Source organism: Novacetimonas cocois (assembly GCF_003311635.1).
Taxonomy (GTDB): Bacteria; Pseudomonadota; Alphaproteobacteria; order Acetobacterales; family Acetobacteraceae; genus Novacetimonas; species Novacetimonas cocois.
In genome coordinates this window covers 13439-37359 of record NZ_QEXL01000010.1, presented here as the reverse complement: position 1 = coordinate 37359, position 23921 = coordinate 13439, and the positions used below count along the sequence as shown (strand labels likewise).

The window sequence follows — 23921 nt, the reverse complement described above, 5'->3', positions numbered from 1 at the left end:
ATGACACCGCCATGCCCAATTCGCCCAGCCGCCGGCAGTTCCTGAAATTCGGCGCGGCGGCGGCGGCCGGCGCCGCCCTGCCGGACAACCTGCAACGCGCCCTTGCGGTGGCCCCCAACCGGGTTACCGGCACGATACGCGACGTGGAACATGTCGTCATCCTGATGCAGGAAAACAGGTCGTTCGACCATTATTTCGGCTGCCTTCGGGGGGTGCGCGGATATGGCGACCCGCGCGCGGAAACATGCCCCGACGGCCACAGCGTCTTTTCACAGCCGGACGGCAGGGGCGGGCGCGTCATGCCGTTTGTGCTCAGCACCGCCCAGACCTCGGCCGCCTGCATCGCAAGCCTCGACCACAGCTGGAAGGGCACGCAGGCGGCATGGAACGACTGGAACACGTGGGTTGCGCACAAGACGCCCATGACCATGGGGCATTTCACCCGCGCGGAAATCCCGTACTATTACGCGCTGGCCGATGCCTTTACGATCTGCGATGCCTATCATGCCTCCATCTTCGGGCCGACCAACCCCAACCGCCTGTTCCTGTTCACCGGGACGAACGGGCTGGCGGTGGGCAATGCGGGCCCGCAGGCGATCCGCAATGTCGATGACGGCAACTGGTCGGCGGACATGGCCCATGACCGCGCGGATTTCCAGCCCTTTGACTGGACCACCTATCCCGAAAACCTCCAGGCGGCGGGCGTCTCGTGGAAGGTCTATCAGGAATATGACAATTTCGGCGACAACCCGCTGGCGTCCTTTGCGCGGTTCCGCAACCTTGACCGCAAATCGTGGGCGTACCGTCGCGGGCGCATGATCGTGGCGGGATCAACCGCGGCAAACCGTCAGGAGTCGGAGGGACGCCATCTCATCTCCGCGTTCGAACGTGATGTCGCGCGCGGCACGCTGCCGCAGGTGTCATGGATCGTGCCGCCCGCCGCCCTGTCGGAACATCCCGACGCGCCGCCGGGATATGGCGAATACCTGATATCGCAGCTGATGGACGTGTTCGTGCGCCATCCCGATGTGTGGGCAAAAACCGTCTTCATCCTCAATTACGATGAAAATGACGGCTTCTTCGACCATGTGCCCCCGCCCGTCCCCGCGCTGGACGCAACGCAGGGCGCGGGCACGGTGCCGACCGATGGCGAATCCTTCGACGGCATTCCGGTCGGGCTGGGCCCGCGCGTGCCCGCGATCGTGGTATCCCCGTGGACCAAGGGCGGATGGGTCAATTCGCAGGTGTTCGACCATACCTCCGTCCTGCGCTTTCTCGAGGCACGCTTTGGCGTGGCGGCCCCCAACATCACCGCGTGGCGACGCGCCGTATGCGGGGACATGACCTCCATCTTCGACTTTGCGCAGACCGACCGCCGGTGGGTCGCGCAACTGCCGCTCACCGAAACGTACCTGGCCGATACCCGGAAATCGTGTCAGCTGCCCAGACCCGTCATTCCCGCCGAACAGGCCCTGCCCCGGCAGGAAACCGGCCAGCGTCCCGCCCGCGCCCTGCCCTACGACATGCAGGCCGACCTTGCCACAGCCGACAGCCTGCGGATCGCGAATACGGGGGCGCAGGGCGTCGTGCTGCGGATCCGTGACGCAGGCGGCGCGCGGCATTACACGCTGGCGGCGGGGACCACCATGATGGTGCGCGTGACCACCCATGCCACGGGGCCGGTGACGGTGCACGGGCCGAACGGGTTTTTCCGTCAGTTCCACGGCGCGGACCTGCCGCAGGCGACCCTGCGTTACGACCCGGCGGGCAACATGATCGTGCTGTCGCTGCGCCATCAGGGGACAGGGATGCGCAGGCTGAGGGTCGAGGACGCCTATGACGGCACCATGCGGGAGCTGGTACTGCCGCCGGGCAACACGGTCGAGGCGACATGGCCCGCGGCCACGCATGACCACTGGTATGACCTGATCCTTCATGATTTGCGTCACGCGCACGCCATCGTGCGGTTGGCCGGTCACATGGAAAATGGCAGACCCAGTCAGACCGATCCACATATGGGACAGATACAGGCATGACGTTTCTTGGCCGCCGCGGTGCCCTCGGGCTGGGTATGCGACTTGGCATGGGGCTGGGCATGGCGGCCACCATGGCCCCGACCTTTTCCGCCCGTGCCGGCACGGACGGGTGCGGGCGGCTCGCCCCGCTGAAATGGGCGCCGCGCACGCGCCGGGTGATGGAAAACCTGATCACCGCCCACGGCAGCGCCAGCCCCGCCTATGACCCGGCCCGTCCACCCTATGCCGTGTTTGACTGGGACAATACCTGCATCACGGGCGATTGCGAGGAAACGCTGCTGCATTACACCGCCAGCCGTTTCCTGTTCGCCATGCCGGTCGAAACCTTTGCGCAGGCGACGGCGCGCGACGTGCCGCATCGCACGTTTTCCGCCTTTCGCACCGTCGATGGACATGACGTGCGCTTTGCCGACCTGCATGCCGACCTGTGCGCGGATTACGCCACGCTGGCGACACGCGCCCGCCCGCCCGCGCCGGACGACCCGGCCCTGCTGAGCCTGCGCTCCAAGCTGGTGTACGCCTATGACGCCATCAGCGCGACATGCGATGGGGAGGTGGCGTGCCGCTGGATCATCCGGCTGCTGGCGGGACATGACGCGACGGGCCTTGCGACGCTGGCGCGGGCGTCGAACACGTGGCACCTGGGACAGGCCATCCGGCGCGAGACATGGATCACGCCGGCCACGCGTCCCGGCCGCGCGGGCATCATCGCCCGCCCCGTGCGGATGGGGCTGCGCCTGTCGCCCGAAATCGCGGACCTGCAGTCGGTGCTGCGCGCGGCAGGGATCGAGGTGTATGTCTGCTCCGCCTCGCTGGAGGAGGTGGTGGCGGTCTTCGCCACCGATCCCGACTATGGCTATGACCTGCCACGCGCCAATGTCCTTGGCGTGCGGATGCAGTGGCCCGATGGCCGGCTGGGCCTGGGGGCCGCGCCGCACTGGCCCGTGACCTATCACGCGGGCAAGGTCCGGGCGATCCGCCAGGCGCTGGCGCGGCGGCACGGCCGGGGGCCCCTGCTGGTCTGTGGCGACAGCAGCGGCGATTACGACATGCTGACGGCATTTCCCGACACGCGGCTGGGCCTCATCATCAACCGGCTTTCCTCTGGACCGATCGGTACTCTGGCGGCGCGGGCAATCGCGCAGATGTCGTCGGACCAGCCGCGTTTCGTCCTGCAGGGACGCGACGGCAATACCGGCGAATGGCGCCCCTCCGAACAGACAATCCCGCTGGGCCATGACGTGGCGCAGCTTTCAGGACCCGTGCGCGCGACATAGCGCCGCGATTTCAGCGATGCCGCCTTTTTTCAAAAAGGTGGCACCCTGATGAAGCTTTTTGCAAAAAGCTCCACCAGAAATCCCACTGAAAAATATGATGCGGCGCGCGCGCAGGATATCCACGTCGGCGGGACGTGATATCCGCCGGCAACACCTGCATCGGGTTCAATCCTGATATGCCAGACTTGCAAGTGATATTGCTTTATCCTGCGTCGCGCCCCACATCCGCCCAAAAATTACTTTATATATCCACCATCCATTTCGCATGTCCCTGCGTTATGGCCGCAATCCAGCGACAGGCGGAACCCGTGGCCCCGGACACGGCCTGTTCCGGCATTATCCGGAGCGTGACGGCATGTCCGCAGAAACATTGAAGGAAAGTCATGAAACTGAGTGATAGAGGGTGGAAAGTTCCTTTCGTGCGCAAATCCCTCTTCCAGATCGGAAAGGATCTGCGCCCGAAGATCGACCGGCTCATCATGCGTCATTCGCTGTTGCCAGATCAGGCCATTATCGAAAAAGACTATTTCCCGTGGATCGATGTCCTCGAACGCAACTGGGAACATATCCGCGACGAGGCGGTGCGCATCCGCACGCAGGAAATCCCCTCGCTCGGGGAGATTTCGCCCGATCACGGCCGGATCGCAGCCGACAGGCGGTGGCGTTCCTTCTTTCTGGAGGGGTATGGATACCGGCGGGCCGAAAACTGCGCCCGCGCGCCCTTTACGACGTCGCTGCTGGACCGGATTCCCAATCTGGTGACGGCGTGCTTTTCCGTGCTGGAGGCCGGATGCCACATCCCGCGCCATTACGGCATGACCAAGGGGATGCTGACCTATCACCTTGCGCTGCAGGCCCCCACGGACCGCGCGAACTGCCACATCAACATCGAAGGTCCCGACAGGCTGCATGTCATCTCGTGGGAAAACGGCAATTCCTTCATGTTCGATGACATGTACAATCACGAGGTCTGGAACGACACCAGCGAGGACCGCTATATCCTGCTGATCCAGGTGCAGCGCCCGTGCCGGGGCGTGGCGAAGCTGATCCAGAATTTCTTCCTGTTCTGCGTCCGGCATTCCCGCTTCGTCCAGGATATCAAGCGCCAGCTCGACCATCAGGCCGACCGCCACCACGCCCCGGCCTAGGGGCTGGCTGAAGACAAGAAATAAAGGTTTTTTGGTGAAGCTTTTTGCAAAAAGCTTCGAAAGGATGACGCCTTTTCAGATAAAAGGCGGCACCCGAAAACTTTTGAAATTTCAGGGGATGACCGGACTGGCCTTCCCCCATCCCGGCGGGCGCAGAATGGGGAACGCCGCGCCCCTTCCGCGATGGAAGCGGCACGGACATTCCCCGTGCGTGGCCGTGGGGATCAGAACGCGGCCTGCAGGCGGCCCGCCACCGAATTGCCGTCGCGACCCATCAGGTTATACAGTTCGCTGTTGCGGGTGACGATGAAGTGGTTGAAGTCCAGCATGAAGCGGAAATGCCGGTTGGGATACCAGTTCAGCCCCGCCGACCACACCGTCTGCTGTCCGCCCCGCACCGCGCTGGCGGTGCCGAGGTTGCTGTTCAGGTCCGCCACGCTGTAACGGGCCGACAGTTCCAGCGCGCCCCAGTATCCGTGCACCGGGTCGAAGGGATGTTCCACGCCAGGGGCGGAGAACGCACCTTCCTTGATGTTGTAGGCACGTCCCTTGCCGAACAGGGTATAGTTGGCCGCGCCGTAATACCCTTCGAAGTTCGTGGCGGGCATGTTGCCGGTGTCGGCCCCGCCCTTGCGCTGCACGCCGATATGGTAATATTCGCCCTTCAGCACCAGCCGCTTCCACCGGAAGCCCAGTTCGGGGCCGGCCGACCAGACAGTGCCCGCATCACCCACCGTGGCACTCAGCAGCTTGGTCGTCGTCAGGTTGACCTCCGGCGCCTCGCTGGGGGAATAGACGCGGCCCTGCGCGCCTTCGTTCACCTTGAACGCGCTGATGGCCGACAGGCCGACATGCACGTCGATGTCACGCGATACGTAAGGCCGTCCCGCGACGCGGAAGGTCGCGCCCGTCTGGCTGTCGCTGATGGGATTGGTGGAGGACGAACGGTTGCCATAGGTCTGGCCCGTCAGATATCCCGCGATCCACCAGCGCTTGGCGTAATGCAGGCCGCCGACGCTGAACCGGGCGTCGCCCGCGGCGATGTTGCGCACGATGTCGGTGATGGCCGGACGTTCCATCATCTCGAATTCGTTGGAGCTTTCGGAATCTTCTTCCGTCACGCGCGGCTGGAAGTAACCGGCGGTCAGCACCGTGTTGTGGATGCCGGCGTAGTTCAGGTTCGCCTCATACAGCGTGACCGCGCCATCGGCGCTGCCGGACCCGAAATCGGGCGTGATGTTCGCGATCCAGTTCTTGTAACGGAAGGAGATGGGAATACGCAGCCGCCGCGCATTTTCCGTCAGCCCGGGGAACAGGCCCTTCGTCTCGCCCGCGCGGGGCGACATGCCCATGAACCCGCCGACATCCTCGTGGAACGCCAGGCCGATCTGCACGGCATAGGCGCCATCATCGGACGAAATGGTAAAGCGCCCGCCGGGGAAGCCGACCATCATGCCGCCGAAATGCAGGCTTTCCTCCTTTTCCGTCGCGGCACGGAACGACTTCCACGAGGAATCGATCCCGCGATCCGATGGCGGCGTGCCAAGGTCGGCCGAACGCATCATCCCACTGACGGACCCGTTCAGGCCGCTGCCGCCACCGCCGATGGCGATGTCATTCGCCATGCCCGGGGACATCGGCGGACCCTGCGGCGGCACCATCGCATGGCGCACCGCCTGTCCGCGCGTGGCGGTGGCCGCATGTCCCTCGGCCTTGGCAAGGCGCTGGCGCAGGGCGCTGATCTGACCCGACATTTCGCGCCGCATTTCCAGCATTTCACGCTGCAGGGCCTGGATCTGGGCATCTTCGGCAGATGCCGCATGGGCGTGCTGGACCGGCACAACACTCCATAACGCAGAAGAAGTCAGAAACAGCGAAACCACGGACCGGCGAATCATCTGGATCATTCCGTAAATGAAAGATGATTGTGGTGTAGTGCGCGTTTACTTTTTTGTGTGTTATGTTTCCAAGACAGTTTCGTTACCGTTTTATGACATCGCCGGACATGAAAAAACCTGCCCGTTTCGGGGCAGGTTTATCGCGATTATTTCCCGGCGACATTACATCGGCGGTATTTTATTTCGCATTGTCCCACTGCTGCAGGATATCGGTCTTTACATTGGCGGGAACCGGGACGTAATCCAGACGGTATGCCGTCCTGTCCCCCGCCTGCAGCGCATGGCCAAAGAATTTGCGCACCGCCGCGCCATGTTCCGCGCTGCTGACCGGCACATAGACCAGTACATAGGTGGGCGAGACGATGGGCCACGCGCCCTCGCCCGACGTATCGATCAGGTCAACCGCGAAATGTGACGCGTCCTTCCAGTCGGCGGCTTCGGCCGCGCGGCTGAAACTGTCCAGTCCGGGGGCGACATACGCGCCGCTGTGGTTCTTCAGCTTTACCGTCGCCATGTGGGTGTTGGCGGCGAATGCGTATTCCACGTACCCGATCGCGCCTTCGGTATTGCGCACCGACGCCGCCACGCCGTCATTGCCACGCGCGCCGATCCCGCCGGGCCACGCGATGGAGGCGCCAGCCCCCTGTCCCGTTTTCCATTCCGGCGAAACCCGCGCGAGATAGGCGGTAAAGACCGCCGTCGTGCCCGAACCATCCGCGCGATGCACGGTGGCGATGGCGGTGTCAGGCAGGTTCAGCCCCGGATTGCACGCCGCGATCTTCGGGTCGTTCCACTGCGTGATTTCACCGCGATAGATGGCCGCCAGCGTCGGGCCATCCAGCTGCAGCTTGCCCGGCGCGATGCCCGGCACGTTGACGACCGGCACGATGCCGCCCATCACGGTGGGGAACTGGAACAGGTGCGCGGCCTCCAGCTTCTGCGTGTCCATCGGCACGTCGGAGGCGCCGAAATCCACCGTCCTGGCAAGGATCTGGTTCTGCCCCGCGCTGGACCCGACGGTCTGGTAATTCAGGCTGATACCGATCGCGCCACGACTTTCCGCGCCCCACGCGCCATAGATGGGCGCGGCAAAGCTGGAACCAGCCCCCGTGATGTCGGCGGCATGCGCCATGACAGGGACGGCGCCCGCCAGCAGCGCGCATGTCAGGAATCGGACAGGAAAAGACATAATACTTGTGTTCCCCAATACAACAACCGGATACCGAGTGAATATCCAGTGAACGCGGGTGAATATAATGATGAAATGAAGGGACAGGATTATATCTGCGTGACAGTTTCATGACACTATTATGACAGTCCCGGGCGGCATGTCCCCTAGCATGTTCCCCAGGGACCGGGCCAAAACATCCTGCATCCATAAGAAAGTTTTTGGTGAAGCTTTTTTCAAAAAGCTTCGAAAGAACGCCGCCTTTCTAAAAAAAGGCAGCACCCAAAAACTTCTGTTACCTTTTCATCAAAGGATCGGTTTCAAACAGTCTTTACAGCCCCTGATCCGCGATGCCGCCGCGCGGGCGCAGGACCGGCAGGATACGGCCCGTGGCGGCGTAATAGACGCGTTCGCAGATATTGGTGGCATGATCGCCGATGCGTTCCAGGTTCTTGGCAACAAACAGCAGATGGGTGCAGGGCCCGATATTGCGCGGGTCCTCCATCATGTAGGTCACAAGTTCGCGGAACATGGAAACATAGAGTTCATCGACCGCCATGTCCGACTGCCACACGCTGCGCGCCAGTTCGGAATCGCGCCGGTCCATGGCGTCGATGGTGCGGCGCAGGTTTTCCTGTACCATCCGTCCCATACTGAACAGCCCCGTCATGGAAACGGGATAGGACAGAAGCTCGCTGCGCAGGGCGCGGCGGGCGATCGATGTGGCGCAGTCACCGATGCGTTCAAGATCGCCCGAAATCTTCAGCGCCGCCACCACCTCGCGCAGGTCGCCCGCCATGGGCGCACGCAGCGCAAGCAGCCGGATCACCAGTGCCTCCGTCTGGCGTTCAAGGTCGTCAACCTTCGGGTCCAGCTCGGGAACCTCCAGGGCCGCGACCTCGTCATGATCCGCAACGGCGGCGATCGCCTGCGCCGTCTGGCGTTCCACAAGGCCGCCCATCTGGCTGATGAGGGAGCGCAGATGTTCCAGCTCCTGCTCGTAACTCTGGACCGTATGTGCTGATTCGTGCGGCATCATCAAGGGTTCCTGTCTCAGCCAAAGCGGCCGGTGATATAGTCCTGCGTCTGCTTTTCCCGTGGCGCGGTGAACATCTGGTCGGCGCTGTCGACCTCCACAAGCCTGCCCATGTAGAAAAAGGCCACGCGATCGGCGCAGCGCGCCGCCTGCTGGAGGTTGTGCGTCACGATGGCGATGGAGAATTCACGCTTGAGTTCGTCCAGAAGCTCCTCGATCCGGGCGGTGGATACGGGATCAAGCGCGCTGGTCGGTTCATCCAGCAGGATGACCTCCGGCCGGGTGGCGATGGTGCGCGCGATGCACAGGCGCTGCTGCTGTCCGCCCGACAGGGCGGCGGCCGACGCGCCAAGGCGGTCCTTGACCTCCGGCCACAGGGCGACGCGACGCAGCACGTCCTCGACCCGCTGGTCCATTTCCGCGCGGGAGATGCGTTCATGCAGCCGCACGCCAAAGGCGATGTTGTCGTATATGGACATCGGAAACGGCGTCGGTTTCTGGAACACCATGCCGATGCGCGAACGCAGGACATTCACGTCCACACCCGGCGCGATGATGTTGCGCCCGTCGAAAATGACCTCCCCCGTGGCGCGCTGCCCCGGATAAAGGTCGTACATGCGGTTGAGCACCCGCAGCAGTGTCGATTTGCCACAGCCCGACGGGCCGATCATGCCCGTGACCTGACGGACGGGAAAATCCAGCGAGATCCCCTTGAGCGCATGATTCGCGCCATACCAGAAATCGAGGTCGCGTATGGACAGGGCGGGTTCGGCCGTGACCTTTTGGGCGACGTCCGCGATGACAGTCATGTTCATTATCGTGCAGATCCATTACGCAGAAGCCACCAGCGGGCGAGGATGCTGGTCGCAAGAACAGCAGCGGTAATCAGCAGCGCGCCGGTCCACGCCATCTGCACCCAGTCGTCATAGGCCGATCCCGCGTACTGGTAGATCGTGACGGGAAGGCTTGCCATCGGGGCGTTCAGGCTGGTGGACCAGTTCAGGTTGCCAAGGGAGGTAAACAGCAGGGGCGCGGTTTCCCCGGAAATACGCGCCAGCGCCAGCAGGATGCCGGTCATGATGCCGCCCCGCGCCGCCCGCAGGCAGATGCTGGCGATCACCCGCCATCCCGGCGCGCCCAGCGCATAGGCCGCCTCGCGCATGGCGCGCGGGACAAGGCGCAGCATGTCCTCCGTCGTGCGCACGACGACGGGGATGAACAGGATGGCAAGGGCGAACACGCCCGCCCATCCCGAAAAATGCCCGGCAGGTTCGACAAAGATCAGATAGACAAACAGGCCGACAAGGATCGATGGCACCGAAAGCATCATGTCCGACACGAACCGGACCAGCGGGACGATGCGCCCGTCGCGGGAAAATTCCGCCAGATAGACGCCGGCCATCATGCCGACCGGCGTGCCGATCAGCGCGGCCAGCCCGGTCTGTTCCAGGCTGCCGACAATGGCGTTCGCAAGGCCGCCGCCGGTGCCGGGTGCTGCCGTACTGTGCACGAAGGTGGGCAGCGACAGCCCCCCCGCCCCACGCGCGACCAGCGTCCACAGGATCGAAAACAGCAGGTAGAGGACCACGATGGTCGCCCCGCCGCACGCGATGCCGACGGCGCGGTCAACCACGCGGCGACGGATCGCCTGCGCGCCGCCACGCTGCCAGCCGTTGGTGGGCATGGCGGCCGCTCCGGGGAGGGATGTTTCAGCCGGCATTGGCCGTGCCCTTTCCTTATTCCGCCGCGCCGCGCCGCAGGAAAATGCGCGAGCAGGCCAGCGTGATGAACGAGATGATCATCAGGATCGCACCAAGCGCCAGCAGCGCCGACAGCTTGAGGCTTCCGGCGGGGCTTTCGGGAAATTCCAGCGCGATCAGCGACGCGATCGTGTTGCCCGGCGCGAACAGCGACCATCCCATGTGGTTGGCGTTGCCGATGACGAAGGTGACGGCCATCGTCTCGCCCAGCGCGCGGCCGGTGCCCAGCATGATGCCGCCCATGACCGCCTGTCGCGACCACGGCATCACCACCTTGCGCATGACCTCCCACCGGGTCGCGCCCAGTCCGAAGGCGCTTTCCTTCAGCACGGCAGGGATGGAGACGAAGACGTCCGTCATCACCGAACAGATGAACGGCGTCACCATCAGCGCCAGCACCACGCCCCCCGTCAGCAGGCCGGTGCCATAGGGTGCGCCGCTGAACAGCAGCCCGATCCCCGGCACATGGCCCAGCAGGTGCTTTGTCGCGGGTTCGACATGGTGCGCCATGAACGGCACGACGATGAAAAAGCCCCACATGCCAAAGATGATCGACGGCACGGCGGCAAGAAGCTGCACGGCGGTTTCGATCACCCGCGCCAGCGCCGGGGGCGCCATTTCCACCAGCCAGAAGGCCACGCCAAACGCGAACGGCACGGCAAAGACCAGCGCGACCAGCGTGGTCACCAGCGTGCCGAAGATGGAGGTCGCGGCGCCGAAATGCTGCGAAACGGGGTTCCACGCCGTGCTGGTGAGGAAAGCGGGCCCGAAACTGACGAGCGCGCGCCATCCCCCCGCGACAAGGACGATCACGATCCCCGCCATGACCAGCAGGATGGTCCATCCGGCCATACGCGCCAGCAGGCGGAACACGACATCGCCCCGGCCACCGGGCACGACCCTGTCGCGCGCGGGAGTATCCGAAGCTGTCAGCGGGGGCATGTATTGCGCCATGTCTTTTCCTGATATGCGTAACGCAGGGTCAGGGTTAGACAACATCAGGCCACGTTATCAATAATAATCCGGGAATGTATGTGTGAAGTTTTTATGACAGGACGCATTTTTACTGTCATAAAATATTCATTTATTTCCTGCGCCTGTGCATTCATCATCCCCCGACATGACAGGCAGGCCCGACAATATCCTGAAAATATAAAAGGATTTTTGGTGAAGCTTTTTGCAAAAAGCTTCGAAAGACATCGCTTTTCCAAAAAAGGCAACACCTGGAAACTGCTGTCATCTCCACCAACAGCCTATTGTCAAACAGACCCTGAAACGGAGGGAGCGGAGAACTGCCTCAGCCCGGCGCGTCAAGCAGCGCGCGCACAAGATACAGGCACGACATCGCGGCCTGCATGTCACGCGCCGCCTGCGGGGCGGGGTCCATCGCCCGCACATGCGCCATCCGGTGTTCGACAAGCGCCAGCGTGTCATGCGCGCGCACGTCGCCACGGCCCCACCGATGCAGGAACACCGCCAGCGCCTGCCGGGCGGCGGGTGGTATCCGGTCGCGGCGGGCGATATCGCGCAGGGCGATGACACTCAGCCCCAGCGTCATCGCACGTAGCTGCGCGCGCATGTATGCCTCCACCCTGTCGGGCGGGATGCCGGCGGAATTGCGCAATATGCGCACAAGGCTGCCCGCGCAGGCCGCCAGCCACTGGTGCGGCGACGTGTGCGCCCGCGTGCCGCCCAGGTCACGCAGCCGCCGCGCCGTCCATGCCGCCGTGCGGCGCATGTGGGAATCAATGCGGAAAGGCACGATGGCGCGATAGGTCAGGATCGCGAACAGGATGCTGCACAGGAAGGCCATCGTCCCGTTCAGGAACGCCACCTCGTCAATGCGTCCCTGGTTCATCGGCCCGATCAGCACCGGCAGGAACATGTTGAACGAAAATGCATACCCCGCCGTCGCCGCGTTACGCGCCGCAAGGCCGCCGATGGTCATGGGCACCAGCAGCGCCATCACCAGCATTTCCGGCGCGGTAATGGCGGGAATGACCCAGAACGCCATCGCGGTCGCAACCGTCGCGCACCACAGCGCCCCCTTGAAAAAGGGCATGCCCGCGATGACCGGGTTTTCACGCGTGGCCAGCAGGCCGTACACCAGCGCAAGGAAGGAAATGAAGGCCGGTCCCTGCGGCCAGGCCGTCACCTCCCACACCAGCCACGCGCCAATGATCGCGCAGCACGCCCGCACCCCGTTTTCCGCCGCCTCCAGCGCATGGCGGCGGGAAATGACGCGAAAGCGGAAATGGTCGTGGCGTACCGGATGGTCGCTGGCAACGATCCGTGACAGGGCATTGTCCACCTCCTCCAGCAGTTCGGCGAACAGGGCGGCCATGGCCGGATCGGCCGCCGCAGCCTGCCGGTTGCGCCAGGCGTGCCGCAGCCCATCCACCCGCGCGCGCAACATCGCGGGGTCCGCCGCCACGTCACGCAGCAACGCGCCAAGTTCGCGCACATAGGGACGCATGCCCGGCGCATGGGCATGCTGCGCGCCCAGCAATATCGACAGCCCCCGCGCCCGCGCCAGCATGACCAGCATCGCCGCAAGGGCGGCGCGCGCATGGTCGCCGGTCCTGCTGCCGGGTTCAAGCTCCAGCTCGCTGAATTCGACCTGGCTGTTGAACGCCACCAGTTCGCCCAGCGTGCGGCCCATCACGGCGGACGGTACCTCGCCCTCCAGCAGGTCGGCCACCCGCGCGGCCGTGTCGCGAAACGCCCGCATCAGCCGCGCATGCAGAAGCTGGCGCGCATGCGGCGCGACAGAGGGCATGAACATCACCGCCAGCGTCGCCTCGCACACCACGCCAAGGATGATGTAGCTGGTGCGCGCGACGCTGATGTCGAACACATGGTCGGGTTCAAGGATCGCGCCCGTCGCGATGATGGCCGAGGTAAACCCCGTCAGCACAAGGCCATAGGCACGGTAATTGTCCAGCAGCGTCGCCCCGGCGCAGCACAGCCCGATCCAGATCGCCAGCGCGCAGAAAAACAGGCCCGACGCCTGCGGGAACGCCGCGATCAGCGTCATGGCCGCGACCGAACCCAGCAGCGTGCCCGCCACGCGCCAGCGCGCCTTCGCCAGGCTTTCCCCGCGGGAGGACTGCGCCACCACCCACACCGTCAGCGGCGCCCACTGGGGGGAGTCGAGTTCCATCCACATGGCGATCAGCAGCGAAAGGATCGCCGCCAGCGCGGTACGCACCGCAAAGGCGAAATCCGCCAGCGTGGGCGCATACAGCCACGAAAGCCGCCGCAGCACATGCAGGATGGCGGGGGGCGTGGCGTCATCTGGGCGGGCGTGCGCGGTCATCACGGCCCCGACCATGCGCACAGCCCCCGCATGGGTCCAATCGTTTGTTCTGATGACGTGATAAAGGCCGTTTATGATGGAACGGGATGGCGGCACGCCGGGTCAGGGGGCTTCTTTGGGATATCCTGATAATCCCCGGGAAGGTTTTTGCAGGACGCGGTCGGGGAACGCCGCCTTTTTGAAAAAAGGGGGCACCCGAAAAAACTTTTTATTATTATCAATGGGTTGTTTTCAGATAATTTTCCAGGCTGGCGCGTCGGCCCGTCCGTGTGATGCGAAGATGTGATGATCCGCGTCCGGCGCACGATGTTACGGATGGCGACAGTGATGGCACGTGGAAAGTAAAAGCCCTTTGTCCTGTTGGTTGCGGGTTACGCTCGCGGCGTTCGCGCTCCCTGTCCTGGCCTGTTCCCCCCTTTCCGCGCAGAGCGTCCCCAGCGTGAACCTGTCCGGCGTGGTGATCCGGCCCTATGCCACGGACCAGCTGGACGTGGGCGGCTTTGCCGGGTCGGCCCCCACGCCTATGGGCACGGGGGCGCGTGGCGCGCGCCTGCGTAACGGCGTGCGGGTCACGATCCACAATCAGGTGGAAATCGGCGCGATATGGGATTTCGGCCCCGCCCCCAACGGACAGATGCGCCTGTTCGAGGGGCAGGTATCGTATGTGGGGCTTAAACATTTCGTCTTTACCGCGGGGATTTTCAAACCCAGCTTCGGCCTTGAATCCATGCAGGCGCAGGGCGACACGATCTTTGTCGAACGTTCCAGCATTTCCACGATAACGCGCAACCTGGCGACGGGCATCGAACGTCAGGCCGTGCAGGCCGAAACCTATGGCAGGCGTTACCACTTTGCCATTTCGGCCACGGCGGGCACGGCCGGTCCCGGCGATAACGGCAACCAGCGGGGCATGGCGTTCCGCCTGGTGGGTCTGCCGGTCAGGACGCATTCCCTGCTGGTGCATCTGGGCATTTCGGGGGAATGGGTGTTCCGCCCGGCCTCCGTCCCCGGCGAAAGCCCGGCCCTGTCGTTTGGCGACAGTCCCGAAATCAATCCCGGCACCGTGTCGCAGTACCTCCATACCGGGCAGATCCGCGCCGACAGCGCCGGAGCCTTCGGGGCGGAAGCCGCCGTGGCGTGGAAAAGGCTGCTGTTCCAGGGGGAAGGATACGACATCCACGTCAACAGCCGCGCGAACGGCACGGGGTACGGGCGGCAGCTGGACTTTCACGGCTGGTATGGCGATGTTGCCTATACCATCAATGGACGCCCGCGCGCGTGGAAGGGACGTTCGGCGGCGTTCTCCTCCCCTTCATGCGACACGAAGCAGCACGTGCTGTGCCACGGGTACGGCGTGCTGGAGGTCGCGGCACGCTATTCGCAGGCGGACCTGCAATCCGCGCCGGTTTATGGCGGCGACCAGAAAACCGTATCGCTGGGGGTCAACTGGTGGCCCACCGATATCATCCGCATGACGCTGCAATACGAATACGGGCGGATCGCGGGGGGGCGGGATCCGGAACATTTCCATGGCGTCATGTCCCTGTTCCAGGTGAAATTCTGACCGCCCGTCCCGTACCACGTTCCCTGAAATACCGTGGTGGGGAAATGATCTTTCGCAATGACGCTTCGCAGCCCGGCTGCATGGGACAGCACCCGTGGCATGCCGCCGGTCACGATGACGGCTGCCATCGCGGGTCCGCCTGCTGCTGCCCGTGATATTTCCCGATGCGGGGGTTTTTGCCATTGCCTTCATGAAGCGCGATGAACAGGACGAAACGTCATGTTCCCATTACCGGCATGTCGGGGTTCACATACATGTGGATAAAATAATAACAGGGAAACTTTTCAGGTATCCACCGCGATGAATACATAAGATGTGTCAGGCCGGGATGTTTTCCAAAATGTGGCATATGCGACCAGATAGTGTCCATCATGTAATGGTATGTAACATCCCTGTATTGATGTACAGTCATGACAGGAAACCAAAGACATCATGGAATCCCGGACCTGCATTCAGTAATTGCGTATTGTGGGCCTTGGCATTATTATCAGCGTAACGGTCGAAGTTTTTCTATATCTTTTATGTGAATGGTGAAAAATTGGACAAAAAAATCATTCAGAACTCTGAAATCATGTCGATGACAACGGATATCGTTTCAGCGTACATGACCAATAACAGCCTGCCGCCCGAACGCGTGCCGGAACTGATCCGCAATGTCTTTGACGCGCTGGGTCGCACCGGCACCACCGCCGGGGAAAAGGCCGAACCCCCGCAGCCCGCCGTGCCGATCAAGAAATCCGTCTTTCCTGATTATATCATCTGTCTTGAGGACGGAAAGAAGCTCAAGATGCTCAAGCGGCATCTGGACCGGGCCTATGGCATGACCCCGGACCAGTATCGTGAAAAGTGGGGACTGCCGCCCCATTATCCGATGACGGCCCCCAATTACGCCGCGAAACGTTCCGCCCTTGCACAGCAGAGCGGCCTGGGACGCAACATCACCGCCACCAAGGCCCCGCCGGCGGAGAAAAGCGAGGAGCCGAAGCCGAAATCACGTGGCCGCCGCAAGAAAAACGCGGAAGACTGAGACCGGTCCGCCTGCGGCCCAGTCCCTCCATGCCCTGCCGCGTGGGCCATGATACCACCATGCCGCGCGGCAGGAAGGCATGGCGGGGGAAGATGACAGCGAACAGCCCCGGCAGGGCCGCATGAACAGCGGTCGCGTCTGTACGTGACTGGTGATGTGATCGCCGGGCATGCACCCGGCCGCATTGCCTGCGGATCCATGATTTCGCAGCACCCGCGCTGCATGCCCGTCCCGTGTTTTCGGGACATGCCCGCACACGATACCACGCACACGATCCCAGGTCAGGGGGCCGGGAACAGCTGCCCGCCCAGCAGCCGGCGCTCATGCTCCGTCAGGGCATCGGCCAGCGTGTAATGATCCAGCACCGCCATGAAATTGCCCAGCGCCTCGTCCAGCACCCCGCGCAGGAAACAGCCACCGACCAGCAGGCATGACTTTGACCCGTCCGTCGGCGGGGGCTGCATGCAGGCGACAAGGCCGATATCTTCCTCGGTATAGCGCACGATATCGCCCAGCCGGATTTCCTCCGCCGGGCGACCAAGGCGCAATCCGCCCTTGCGTCCGCGACTGGTCTCGATAAAGCCGCCGCGCCCCAGGCGGTGGATGATCTTCACCAGATGATTTTCCGAAATGCCATAGGCCTGCGCGATCTCGTGGATGGAGGTCAGGCGGTCCGTATGGAGTCCCAGATAAATCATTGTTCTAAGGGCATAGTCGGTATGCAGGGTCAGACGCATCCGCGCTAGGTATCCCAAGATTGACATACTTAGCCAGCGATATAAAAGATGTGCGGATTACACATCTTAAAACGGAGTTCCCCATGGCAAGCCCACTTGATGACAGGACGCGCGCGATCATCAGCGCCTGCGTCCCTGCGCTGCAGGCCCATGGCCTTGCCATCACGACGGAAATGTATCGCCGTCTCCTGTCCAGTCCGGACATCCGCGGCCTGTTCAACATGTCGCACCAGCGCGACGGGGAACAGCCCCGCGCGCTGGCGCTGGCGGTACTGGCCTATGCGCGCAACATCGACAGTCCCGGCGCGCTGTCGGCCATGGTGGAACGGATCGCGCAAAAGCATGCCGGCCTGAACATCCTGCCGCAGCATTACCCCTATGTGGCCGAGGCCCTGCTGGGCGCCATCGCGCACGTGCTGGGCGATGCCGCAACGCCCGAGATCATGGAGGCATGGGGCAAGGCGTACTGGTTCCTTGCCGAAATCCTGATCGGGCGGGAGGAACAGATTTACGTCGCCCATGCGGCGGCCCCCGGCGGATGGGTCGGCTGGCGCGCGTTTCGCGTCCGCGACCGCCAGGCCGAAAGCGCGGACGTGACCTCTTTCGAACTGGTGCCGCAGGATGGCGGGCCGGTGATGCGCCACGTGCCGGGGCAGTATCTCGGCTTTCGCCTCGACGTGCCGGGACAGGGGGAAGAATGCCGCAATTACAGCATTTCCTCCGCGCCCGATGACCGGCATTACCGCATCAGCGTGCGCCGCATCGACAAAGGCATCGTCTCCGACTGGCTGCATGACAGCGTGGACGAGGGAACCGTCGTGCAGGTTTCCGCCCCGGCGGGTGATTTCACGCTGGACAGCCCGCCGCCGGGCCCGATCGTCTTCCTCAGCGCGGGCGTGGGCCTGACACCGTTCATTTCCATGCTTGGCGCGCTGGACGCGGCGGGGGCAACGGTGCCGGTGCGCTACATCCACGGCACGCGCGGCCCGAAGGCGGAGGCATTTGGCGATTATATCCGCGACCTTGCCGCGCGCGGGCGGATCCGGGCGGACATCTTCTACAGCCGCGAGACCCCGCCGCAGGCGGGATCGGCCCCGGCGGGTGTGACGTGGCATGACGGACGCATCACGCCGCAATGGCTGAAGACGCAGGTCGATCCGCGCGCGACCTGTTACATATGCGGCCCCGATGGCTTCATGCGCGACATGATCGCCACGCTGAAGGCGGCCGGCGTGCCCGAGGCACGGATCCGGTATGAATTCTTCGGTCCCGCCGCCGATGCGGCGCTGGCGGGATGACGGATGCGCCCGTGATACGGATCAGGCGGATTTACGACCCGCCCGGTCCCGACGATGGCCGGCGCGTGCTGGTCGATCGCCTGTGGCCGCGCGGCATCAGCCATGAACGCGCGGACCTGACGCTGTGGCTGAAGGACATCGCGCCCAGCACGGAACTGCGCAGGTGGTTCGGCCACGACCCGGCCCGGTGGGAGGAATTCCGCACCCGCTATGTCGCGGAACTGCGTGCCAGTCCCGATGCCGTGCGCCAGATCCTCTCCCTGCCCGGACGGGGACCGATCACCCTGCTGTATGGCGCGCGCGACACCCGGCATAACGAGGCGGTCGTCCTGGCGGATTACCTGCGCGGGCTGGAAAATACGCACACATAACGAACGCATGGGCGCGATGCCCACGCATGCCTGTCACGCAGGCGGGGCGTCCGGACCGGCGGGGTTGTCTGCGGGTGTTGGCAATGGGATCATGCGCGCGTCCCTGCCGGAGTTCGCCTGATGCCAAAGCCCCCCGTCCCGCCAACATTCACGCGGTCAGATTTCACGCAGGCCGATTTCGTGCGGGTGCGCGGGGCGCGGGAACACAACCTGCGCGATGTCAGCATCGACGTGCCGCGCAACACCATGGTCGTGTTCACCGGCGTGTCGGGATCGGGCAAGTCCTCGCTGGCGTTCGGCACGCTGTATGCGGAGGCGCAGCGCCGCTATCTTGAATCCGTCTCCCCCTACGCCCGGCGGCTGTTCCAGCAGATGCCGGTGCCCGATGTCGATACGGTCGATGGCCTGCCCCCCGCCATCGCCCTGCAGCAGCAGCGCGGCGGCAGTTCGGGGCGTTCGTCGGTCGGCAGCATCACCACGCTGTCGAACCTGCTGCGGATGCTGTATTCGCGGGCCGGGACCTATCCCCCCGGCCTTGCGCGGCTGGAGGCGGAATCCTTCTCCCCCAATACCCCCATGGGGGCATGCCCGCGCTGCCACGGGCTGGGCCGCGTCCATGAGGCGACCGAGGCCACGATGGTTCCCGACGACAGCCTGTCGATCCGCGAACGCGCCGTCGCCGCATGGCCCACCGCGTGGCAGGGGCAGAACCTGCGCGACATCCTGATCACCATGGGCATCGACGTGGACTGCCCTTGGCGCGACCTGCCGCGCAAGACGCGCGACTGGATCCTGTTCACCGACGAAACCCCCACCGTCCCGGTCTATCCCGGCCTGACGCACGCGCAGGTGCAGGCCGCGATCGCCAGCGGGGTGGAACCCGCCTATCAGGGGACGTTCACCGGCGCGCGGCGTTACGTCACCCAGACATTCGCCAATTCGCAGAGTGCGAACATGCGCAACCGGGCGGCGTCGTTCATGATTTCCACCGACTGTCCCGTCTGTCATGGACAGCGCCTGAACCCCGATGCCCTGCGCGTTACCTTCGCGGGGATGAACATCGCGACCATGGGCGCGCTGCCGCTGGGCCGGATCGCCGGGGTGCTGTCGGGGGTGGCGGACGCGCCCGGCACCCCGGACGACGATGCCGTCGCGATCGCCGCGCGGCGCATCGCCGCCGACATGATCGCGCGCATCGACGTGCTGGCGCGGCTGGGGCTGGGATACCTGCAGATGGATCGCGGGGTGCAGACCCTTTCCCCCGGCGAGTACCAGCGCCTGCGCCTTGGCACGCAGATCCATTCCAGCCTGTTCGGCGTGGTCTATGTTTTGGACGAACCGTCATCGGGGCTGCACCCGGCGGATACGCAGGCGCTGCTTGCCGCGCTGGAGAAGCTGTGCGCGGCGGGCAATTCGCTGTTCCTTGTCGAACACAACCTCGACGTCATCCGCCATGCCGCATGGATCGTCGATGTCGGGCCGGATGCGGGGGAACGTGGCGGGGAAATCGTGTATTGCGGCCCGCCGGAAGGACTGCGCGATGTCGCGGCGTCGCGCACGCGCAGATACCTGTTCGCCACGTCGCAGGCCATCGCCCGCACGCCGCGCGCGCCACAGGGGTGGCTGCGGCTGAATGATGTGCGGTGGAACAACCTCGACGGGCTGGACGTGGCCTTTCCGCTGGGGACGTTCACCTCCGTCACCGGGATATCGGGATCGGGCAAGTCGTCACTGGTCAGCCACGCGCTGACGTTGATCGTGGCGCGCGCGCTGGGCCAGGCCCTGCCCGTGGCGGAAGAGGAGGAGGACGCGGACGCGCCGCCAGCCCCGCAGGCCGAAATCCGCCAGCCCGAGGGACGCGTGGTGTCCGGGCTAGAGGGGATCGGCCGGCTGGTGGTGATCGACCAGAAGCCCATCGGCCGCACCCCGCGTTCCAACCTTGCGACCTATACCGGCCTGTTCGACATCGTGCGCAGGCTTTATGCCCGCACCGACCTTGCCCGCGCGCGCAAGTACGATGCCGGGTGGTTTTCCTTCAACCTTGCCAAGGGACGCTGCCCGCGCTGTCAGGGGGCGGGGTCGGTGATGGTCGAACTGCTGTTCCTGCCCAGCGTCCATGCCCCGTGCCCCACCTGCCACGGCGCGCGTTACCGGCCAGAGGTACTGGAGGTCACGTACCACGACCGCTCCATCGCCGACCTGCTGGCGATGAATGTCGATCAGGCGCTGGAATTCCTTGCCGATGTGCCCGCCGCCACGGCCGCCCTGTCCACCCTGCAGCGCAGCGGACTGGGCCATCTGCGGCTGGGACAGCCCGCGACCGAACTGTCGGGGGGCGAGGCACAGCGGATCAAGCTTGCCACCGAACTGCACAGGCAGCGGCGGGGCCATACGCTGTACGTGCTGGACGAACCGACGACCGGGCTGCACCCGGCGGACGTGGACCGTCTGGCGACCCACCTGCATGAACTGGTGGATCAGGGAAATACGGTGATCGTGGCCGAACATGACATGCGCGTGGTCGCGGGCGGCGACTGGGTGATCGACATGGGTCCCGGCGCGGGGGAAGACGGCGGCAGGGTCGTTGCCGCCGGGACGCCGCGTGACGTGGCGCATGCCGCCGGCAGCGCCACGGCCCCGTTCCTTGCGCGGTATGTTGGATAACCGTTTGATAGAAACAAAAAGTTTTCGGGTGTCGCCTTTTTTCAAAAGGGCGACGTTTCCTGAAGCTTTTTGCAAAAAGCTTCACCAAAAACTTCATTGACTCTTTATGGTGTGCGGAATGTTTCCGCCATTCCCCGACCTGACTGACATGCCGTGTTCCTGCGCCAGCTGACCTACCTGATCGCCCTTGACCGTTTCCGCCATTTTTCGCGGGCGGCGGAACATTGCGGCGTCTCGCAGCCCGCGCTGTCGGCGGGGATCAGGCAGCTTGAAAACGAACTCGGCGTGTCGGTCATCCAGCGTAACCGCCGTTTCCTCGGCCTGACGGCAGAAGGCCAGCGCGTTCTGGCATGGGCCAAGCAGACGCTGGCCGCCCTTGACGGCCTGAAGCAGGAGGCCGCGTTCGCGCAGGACGTGTCGGGCGGGTCACTGTCGATCGGGGTGATGCCGCCCGCGCTGCTTGGCATCCCGCTGCTGATGGAAAGTTTCCGCACCGCCATTCCCAGCCTGCATCAGGAGGTACGCTCGGCCGCGGCGGGCGACATCGCGCGGATGCTGCGTGAACATCAGGTGCATCTGGGCGTGACCTATCTGGACCAGATCCCGCCGGGCGATGCGTTCGAGGTACGGCCCCTTTATGCCGAACAGTACGTGCTGGCGGGCGCGACGTCCGCCCCCATGCCGACCGGCCCCCGCTGCAACTGGGCGGAGGTCGCATCCATTCCGCTGTGCCTTTTCACGCGCAACCTGCGCAGCCGGCAGATCATTGACGCCGGTTTCCGTGACGCGGGCGTAACGCCCACCATCATGGTGGAGACGGATTCCATCAGCCTGCTGCATTCCGAACTGCGCGCCGGGCGGCTGTGCAGCATCCTGCCGGTCGCCGCCCTGCCCGAAACGGTGGGCGGCGCAGGCCTGCGGACCTGTCCCATCGTGCCCTGCCCCGCGCCACAGGTGGGCGTCGTACGCCTGCGCCAGCCCAATCCCTCCGCCGTGCTGGAACGGATATGGGAGGTCTGCACCCACCTGCGCGCGGACGACATCTTCCACGTCTAGCACGGCCCCCCTGAGACATCGTAAGGAAGTTTTTGGTGAAGCTTTTTTCAAAAAGCTTCAGGAAACGCCGCCCTTTTGAAAAAAGGCGGCACCCGGAAACCTTTACCGTTCATCAGGAAAACTGTTGCAGACCATCTAGCGATCCGCGTCAGTCCTGTGCCCGGGCGCTGTCATCTCCCAACGCCACGTCGGCGGGCGGCAGCCACAGCATGCAGCGCGTGCCCTGCCCCTCGGTGCTTTCGATCAGCAGGCGGCCCCCGTGGCGGTCCACAATATGCTTGACGATCGCAAGGCCCAGCCCCGTGCCCTGCTGCGTCTGTCCGGGCACGCGATAGAACTGTTCCGTCACGCGCGGCAGGTAACGCGCGGGAATGCCGGGGCCGTTGTCGGATACCGTCACCACCACGCCACCCCCGGCAGGCCACGGCGCATGCGGCCCGCCATCGCGGCCGGGCGCGTTCGCCACGCCGATATCGACATGGGCCTTGCGTCCCGGCACGCCGGGGGCATACCGGATGGCATTGCCCACAAGGTTGAGCATCACCTGCACGATCTGGTCGCCATCGGCCATGACGGGCACGACCCCCGGCGCGACATTCAGGGCACAGGTGATGTCCGCCCCCTCCAGCAGGGGGCGTGCCTCGTCCATCGCGCGGGCGACGACGGCGGCGATATCGACGCGCGTGCGCGGGCGCTGGTGTTCGACCATCTGCACCCGCGACAGGTAGGACAGGCGTTCGATCAGCCGCAGCATCCGCTCCGCCTGTCCCGCCATGATGCCCAGGAAGCGCGCGCGCGCGGGCGCGTCGTTGGCGGCCGGCCCGCGCAGGGTTTCGATGAACCCCGACAGGGCCGCCAGCGGCGTGCGCAGTTCGTGGCTGGCATGGGCAACGAAATCGCCCCGCATGCGATCCAGCGCGTCCTGTCCCGTCCGGTCCTCCAGCAGGGCGACCACGACGCCGCGCGGGCTGGCGTTGCGACCGGACGGCGTGGCAATCCGGCGCATCAGCACACGCACCACCCGACGCACCGGCACATCGAGCGCGACGGTCGTTTCCGCCGTGGTGGACAGCTGTTCCAGAAGCTGCTGGGTCGCGGGATGCCGCACGATCGCGCCCAGCGTATCGCCAAACATGTCCCGCGCGGAGGAAGAGGCATAGGCAAGATCCCCACGCGGGCCAAAGATGATGCACGCGCCGGGCAGCAGGTCGAGCATGTGCGGCAGCGCCGCGACCGGGTCGGCCAAGGCCGCGGCCGTGCCCGCGCCGGACTGGCCGCCATTGCCCCGACCGCCATTGTCCCGGTTTCCGTCGCGCCGGCTTCCGTCGTCCCGCGTCGCCTCGCCCCGCGCCGGGGCCACGCGCGCCTGTTCGCGGGGGGCGTCATCATCGCGATGGCGCGGGCGGCGGATACGCGTCACCACGGCATGGAGCAGCGCATACCCCCCGCCACCGGCAACGAGACCCGCCAGCAGGTCATGCATGCAGGCGCGCCGCCCCACGCGGCATCGTCATGATGATGCCCCCACGGAACAATGAACCCGCGCCCACGGCCCCATGGCC

18 protein-coding genes are annotated in these 23921 nt (G+C 64.6%); 9 read left to right on the top strand and 9 right to left on the bottom strand.

Going from position 1 to position 23921, the window contains the following annotated elements:
• The first annotated feature begins 11 nt into the window (after positions 1 to 11).
• The 3 genes from NJLHNGOC_RS08600 to NJLHNGOC_RS08590 all read left to right on the top strand — a co-directional run bounded on the left by NJLHNGOC_RS08600 (position 12) and on the right by NJLHNGOC_RS08590 (position 4461).
• A complete protein-coding gene (locus tag NJLHNGOC_RS08600) occupies positions 12 to 2036 on the top strand; it encodes a phosphocholine-specific phospholipase C (RefSeq protein WP_113596026.1) in 2025 nt (674 codons plus the stop codon).
• On the top strand, positions 2033 to 3313 hold the full coding sequence (locus tag NJLHNGOC_RS08595) for a haloacid dehalogenase-like hydrolase (RefSeq protein ID WP_113596025.1): 1281 nt from the start codon (positions 2033 to 2035) through the stop codon (positions 3311 to 3313). Before NJLHNGOC_RS08600 ends, NJLHNGOC_RS08595 begins: the two co-directional genes overlap by 4 nt.
• A 383-nt stretch (positions 3314 to 3696) precedes the next feature.
• A complete protein-coding gene (locus tag NJLHNGOC_RS08590; protein ID WP_113596024.1) occupies positions 3697 to 4461 on the top strand; it encodes an aspartyl/asparaginyl beta-hydroxylase domain-containing protein in 765 nt (254 codons plus the stop codon).
• 224 nt (positions 4462 to 4685) lie between these two features.
• Here the strand turns inward: NJLHNGOC_RS08590 and NJLHNGOC_RS08585 are convergent, their stop codons facing one another.
• The 7 genes from NJLHNGOC_RS08585 to NJLHNGOC_RS08555 form a co-directional block, all read right to left on the bottom strand.
• Complete coding sequence (locus NJLHNGOC_RS08585) at positions 4686 to 6368, bottom strand: porin (protein WP_239021426.1); 1683 nt, start codon at positions 6366 to 6368, stop codon at positions 4686 to 4688.
• 169 nt (positions 6369 to 6537) lie between these two features.
• Complete coding sequence (pstS, locus tag NJLHNGOC_RS08580; RefSeq protein ID WP_113596022.1) at positions 6538 to 7548, bottom strand: phosphate ABC transporter substrate-binding protein PstS; 1011 nt, start codon at positions 7546 to 7548, stop codon at positions 6538 to 6540.
• Positions 7549 to 7858: 310 nt separating this feature from the next.
• The gene (gene phoU / locus NJLHNGOC_RS08575; protein WP_206059753.1) at positions 7859 to 8563 is read right to left on the bottom strand and encodes a phosphate signaling complex protein PhoU; all 705 of its coding nucleotides are present in this window, start codon (positions 8561 to 8563) and stop codon (positions 7859 to 7861) included.
• A gap of 17 nt (positions 8564 to 8580) precedes the next feature.
• Entirely contained in the window at positions 8581 to 9378 is a 798-nt protein-coding gene (pstB, locus tag NJLHNGOC_RS08570; protein WP_113596020.1) for a phosphate ABC transporter ATP-binding protein PstB, read from the bottom strand.
• Positions 9378 to 10283, bottom strand: a complete 906-nt coding sequence (pstA, locus tag NJLHNGOC_RS08565; RefSeq protein WP_206059743.1) for a phosphate ABC transporter permease PstA — start codon at positions 10281 to 10283, stop codon at positions 9378 to 9380. Before pstA ends, pstB begins: the two co-directional genes overlap by 1 nt.
• A 16-nt stretch (positions 10284 to 10299) precedes the next feature.
• Entirely contained in the window at positions 10300 to 11277 is a 978-nt protein-coding gene (gene pstC, locus NJLHNGOC_RS08560; RefSeq protein ID WP_113596019.1) for a phosphate ABC transporter permease subunit PstC, read from the bottom strand.
• Between the two features lie 343 nt (positions 11278 to 11620).
• Entirely contained in the window at positions 11621 to 13657 is a 2037-nt protein-coding gene (locus NJLHNGOC_RS08555; RefSeq protein WP_408890725.1) for an FUSC family protein, read from the bottom strand.
• Between the two features lie 337 nt (positions 13658 to 13994).
• Between NJLHNGOC_RS08555 and NJLHNGOC_RS08550 the strand changes: the two genes are divergently transcribed.
• Together NJLHNGOC_RS08550 and NJLHNGOC_RS08545 are read left to right on the top strand one after the other, a co-directional pair.
• The gene (locus NJLHNGOC_RS08550) at positions 13995 to 15206 is read left to right on the top strand and encodes an OprO/OprP family phosphate-selective porin (RefSeq protein ID WP_408890723.1); all 1212 of its coding nucleotides are present in this window, start codon (positions 13995 to 13997) and stop codon (positions 15204 to 15206) included.
• A gap of 571 nt (positions 15207 to 15777) precedes the next feature.
• Positions 15778 to 16233 carry a MucR family transcriptional regulator gene (locus tag NJLHNGOC_RS08545; RefSeq protein ID WP_113596107.1) on the top strand — a complete coding sequence of 152 codons (456 nt, stop codon included), beginning with the start codon at positions 15778 to 15780 and terminating at the stop codon, positions 16231 to 16233.
• Positions 16234 to 16514: 281 nt separating this feature from the next.
• Here the strand turns inward: NJLHNGOC_RS08545 and NJLHNGOC_RS08540 are convergent, their stop codons facing one another.
• Complete coding sequence (locus tag NJLHNGOC_RS08540) at positions 16515 to 16970, bottom strand: RrF2 family transcriptional regulator (RefSeq protein ID WP_113596018.1); 456 nt, start codon at positions 16968 to 16970, stop codon at positions 16515 to 16517.
• 83 nt (positions 16971 to 17053) lie between these two features.
• Between NJLHNGOC_RS08540 and hmpA the strand changes: the two genes are divergently transcribed.
• From hmpA to NJLHNGOC_RS08520, 4 genes are all read left to right on the top strand, one after another.
• Complete coding sequence (hmpA, locus tag NJLHNGOC_RS08535; RefSeq protein ID WP_113596017.1) at positions 17054 to 18268, top strand: NO-inducible flavohemoprotein; 1215 nt, start codon at positions 17054 to 17056, stop codon at positions 18266 to 18268.
• Positions 18265 to 18639, top strand: a complete 375-nt coding sequence (locus NJLHNGOC_RS08530) for a DUF488 domain-containing protein (RefSeq protein WP_113596016.1) — start codon at positions 18265 to 18267, stop codon at positions 18637 to 18639. Before hmpA ends, NJLHNGOC_RS08530 begins: the two co-directional genes overlap by 4 nt.
• A gap of 120 nt (positions 18640 to 18759) precedes the next feature.
• Positions 18760 to 21303, top strand: a complete 2544-nt coding sequence (locus tag NJLHNGOC_RS08525) for an excinuclease ABC subunit UvrA (protein WP_113596015.1) — start codon at positions 18760 to 18762, stop codon at positions 21301 to 21303.
• Positions 21304 to 21456: 153 nt separating this feature from the next.
• Positions 21457 to 22359, top strand: coding sequence for a LysR family transcriptional regulator (locus tag NJLHNGOC_RS08520; protein ID WP_113596014.1), 903 nt, complete (start codon positions 21457 to 21459; stop codon positions 22357 to 22359).
• A gap of 148 nt (positions 22360 to 22507) precedes the next feature.
• Here the strand turns inward: NJLHNGOC_RS08520 and NJLHNGOC_RS08515 are convergent, their stop codons facing one another.
• A complete protein-coding gene (locus NJLHNGOC_RS08515; RefSeq protein WP_113596013.1) occupies positions 22508 to 23860 on the bottom strand; it encodes a sensor histidine kinase in 1353 nt (450 codons plus the stop codon).
• Positions 23861 to 23921: the final 61 nt, after the last annotated feature.

Bases quoted from the DNA above. Each gene is read 5' to 3' on its own strand.
- pstS (WP_113596022.1), bottom strand. From the start codon at position 7,548: ATGTCTTTTCCTGTCCGATTCCTGACATGCGCGCTGCTGGCGGGCGCC.
- phoU (WP_206059753.1), bottom strand. From the start codon at position 8,563: ATGCCGCACGAATCAGCACATACGGTCCAGAGTTACGAGCAGGAGCTG.
- NJLHNGOC_RS08540 (WP_113596018.1), bottom strand. From the start codon at position 16,970: ATGCGTCTGACCCTGCATACCGACTATGCCCTTAGAACAATGATTTAT.
- NJLHNGOC_RS08585 (WP_239021426.1), bottom strand. From the start codon at position 6,368: ATGATCCAGATGATTCGCCGGTCCGTGGTTTCGCTGTTTCTGACTTCT.
- NJLHNGOC_RS08595 (WP_113596025.1), top strand. From the start codon at position 2,033: ATGACGTTTCTTGGCCGCCGCGGTGCCCTCGGGCTGGGTATGCGACTT.
- NJLHNGOC_RS08555 (WP_408890725.1), bottom strand. From the start codon at position 13,657: ATGGTCGGGGCCGTGATGACCGCGCACGCCCGCCCAGATGACGCCACG.
- NJLHNGOC_RS08590 (WP_113596024.1), top strand. From the start codon at position 3,697: ATGAAACTGAGTGATAGAGGGTGGAAAGTTCCTTTCGTGCGCAAATCC.
- NJLHNGOC_RS08525 (WP_113596015.1), top strand. From the start codon at position 18,760: ATGCCAAAGCCCCCCGTCCCGCCAACATTCACGCGGTCAGATTTCACG.
- pstB (WP_113596020.1), bottom strand. From the start codon at position 9,378: ATGAACATGACTGTCATCGCGGACGTCGCCCAAAAGGTCACGGCCGAA.
- pstC (WP_113596019.1), bottom strand. From the start codon at position 11,277: ATGGCGCAATACATGCCCCCGCTGACAGCTTCGGATACTCCCGCGCGC.
- hmpA (WP_113596017.1), top strand. From the start codon at position 17,054: ATGGCAAGCCCACTTGATGACAGGACGCGCGCGATCATCAGCGCCTGC.
- pstA (WP_206059743.1), bottom strand. From the start codon at position 10,283: ATGCCGGCTGAAACATCCCTCCCCGGAGCGGCCGCCATGCCCACCAAC.
- NJLHNGOC_RS08545 (WP_113596107.1), top strand. From the start codon at position 15,778: ATGTCGATGACAACGGATATCGTTTCAGCGTACATGACCAATAACAGC.
- NJLHNGOC_RS08530 (WP_113596016.1), top strand. From the start codon at position 18,265: ATGACGGATGCGCCCGTGATACGGATCAGGCGGATTTACGACCCGCCC.
- NJLHNGOC_RS08600 (WP_113596026.1), top strand. From the start codon at position 12: ATGCCCAATTCGCCCAGCCGCCGGCAGTTCCTGAAATTCGGCGCGGCG.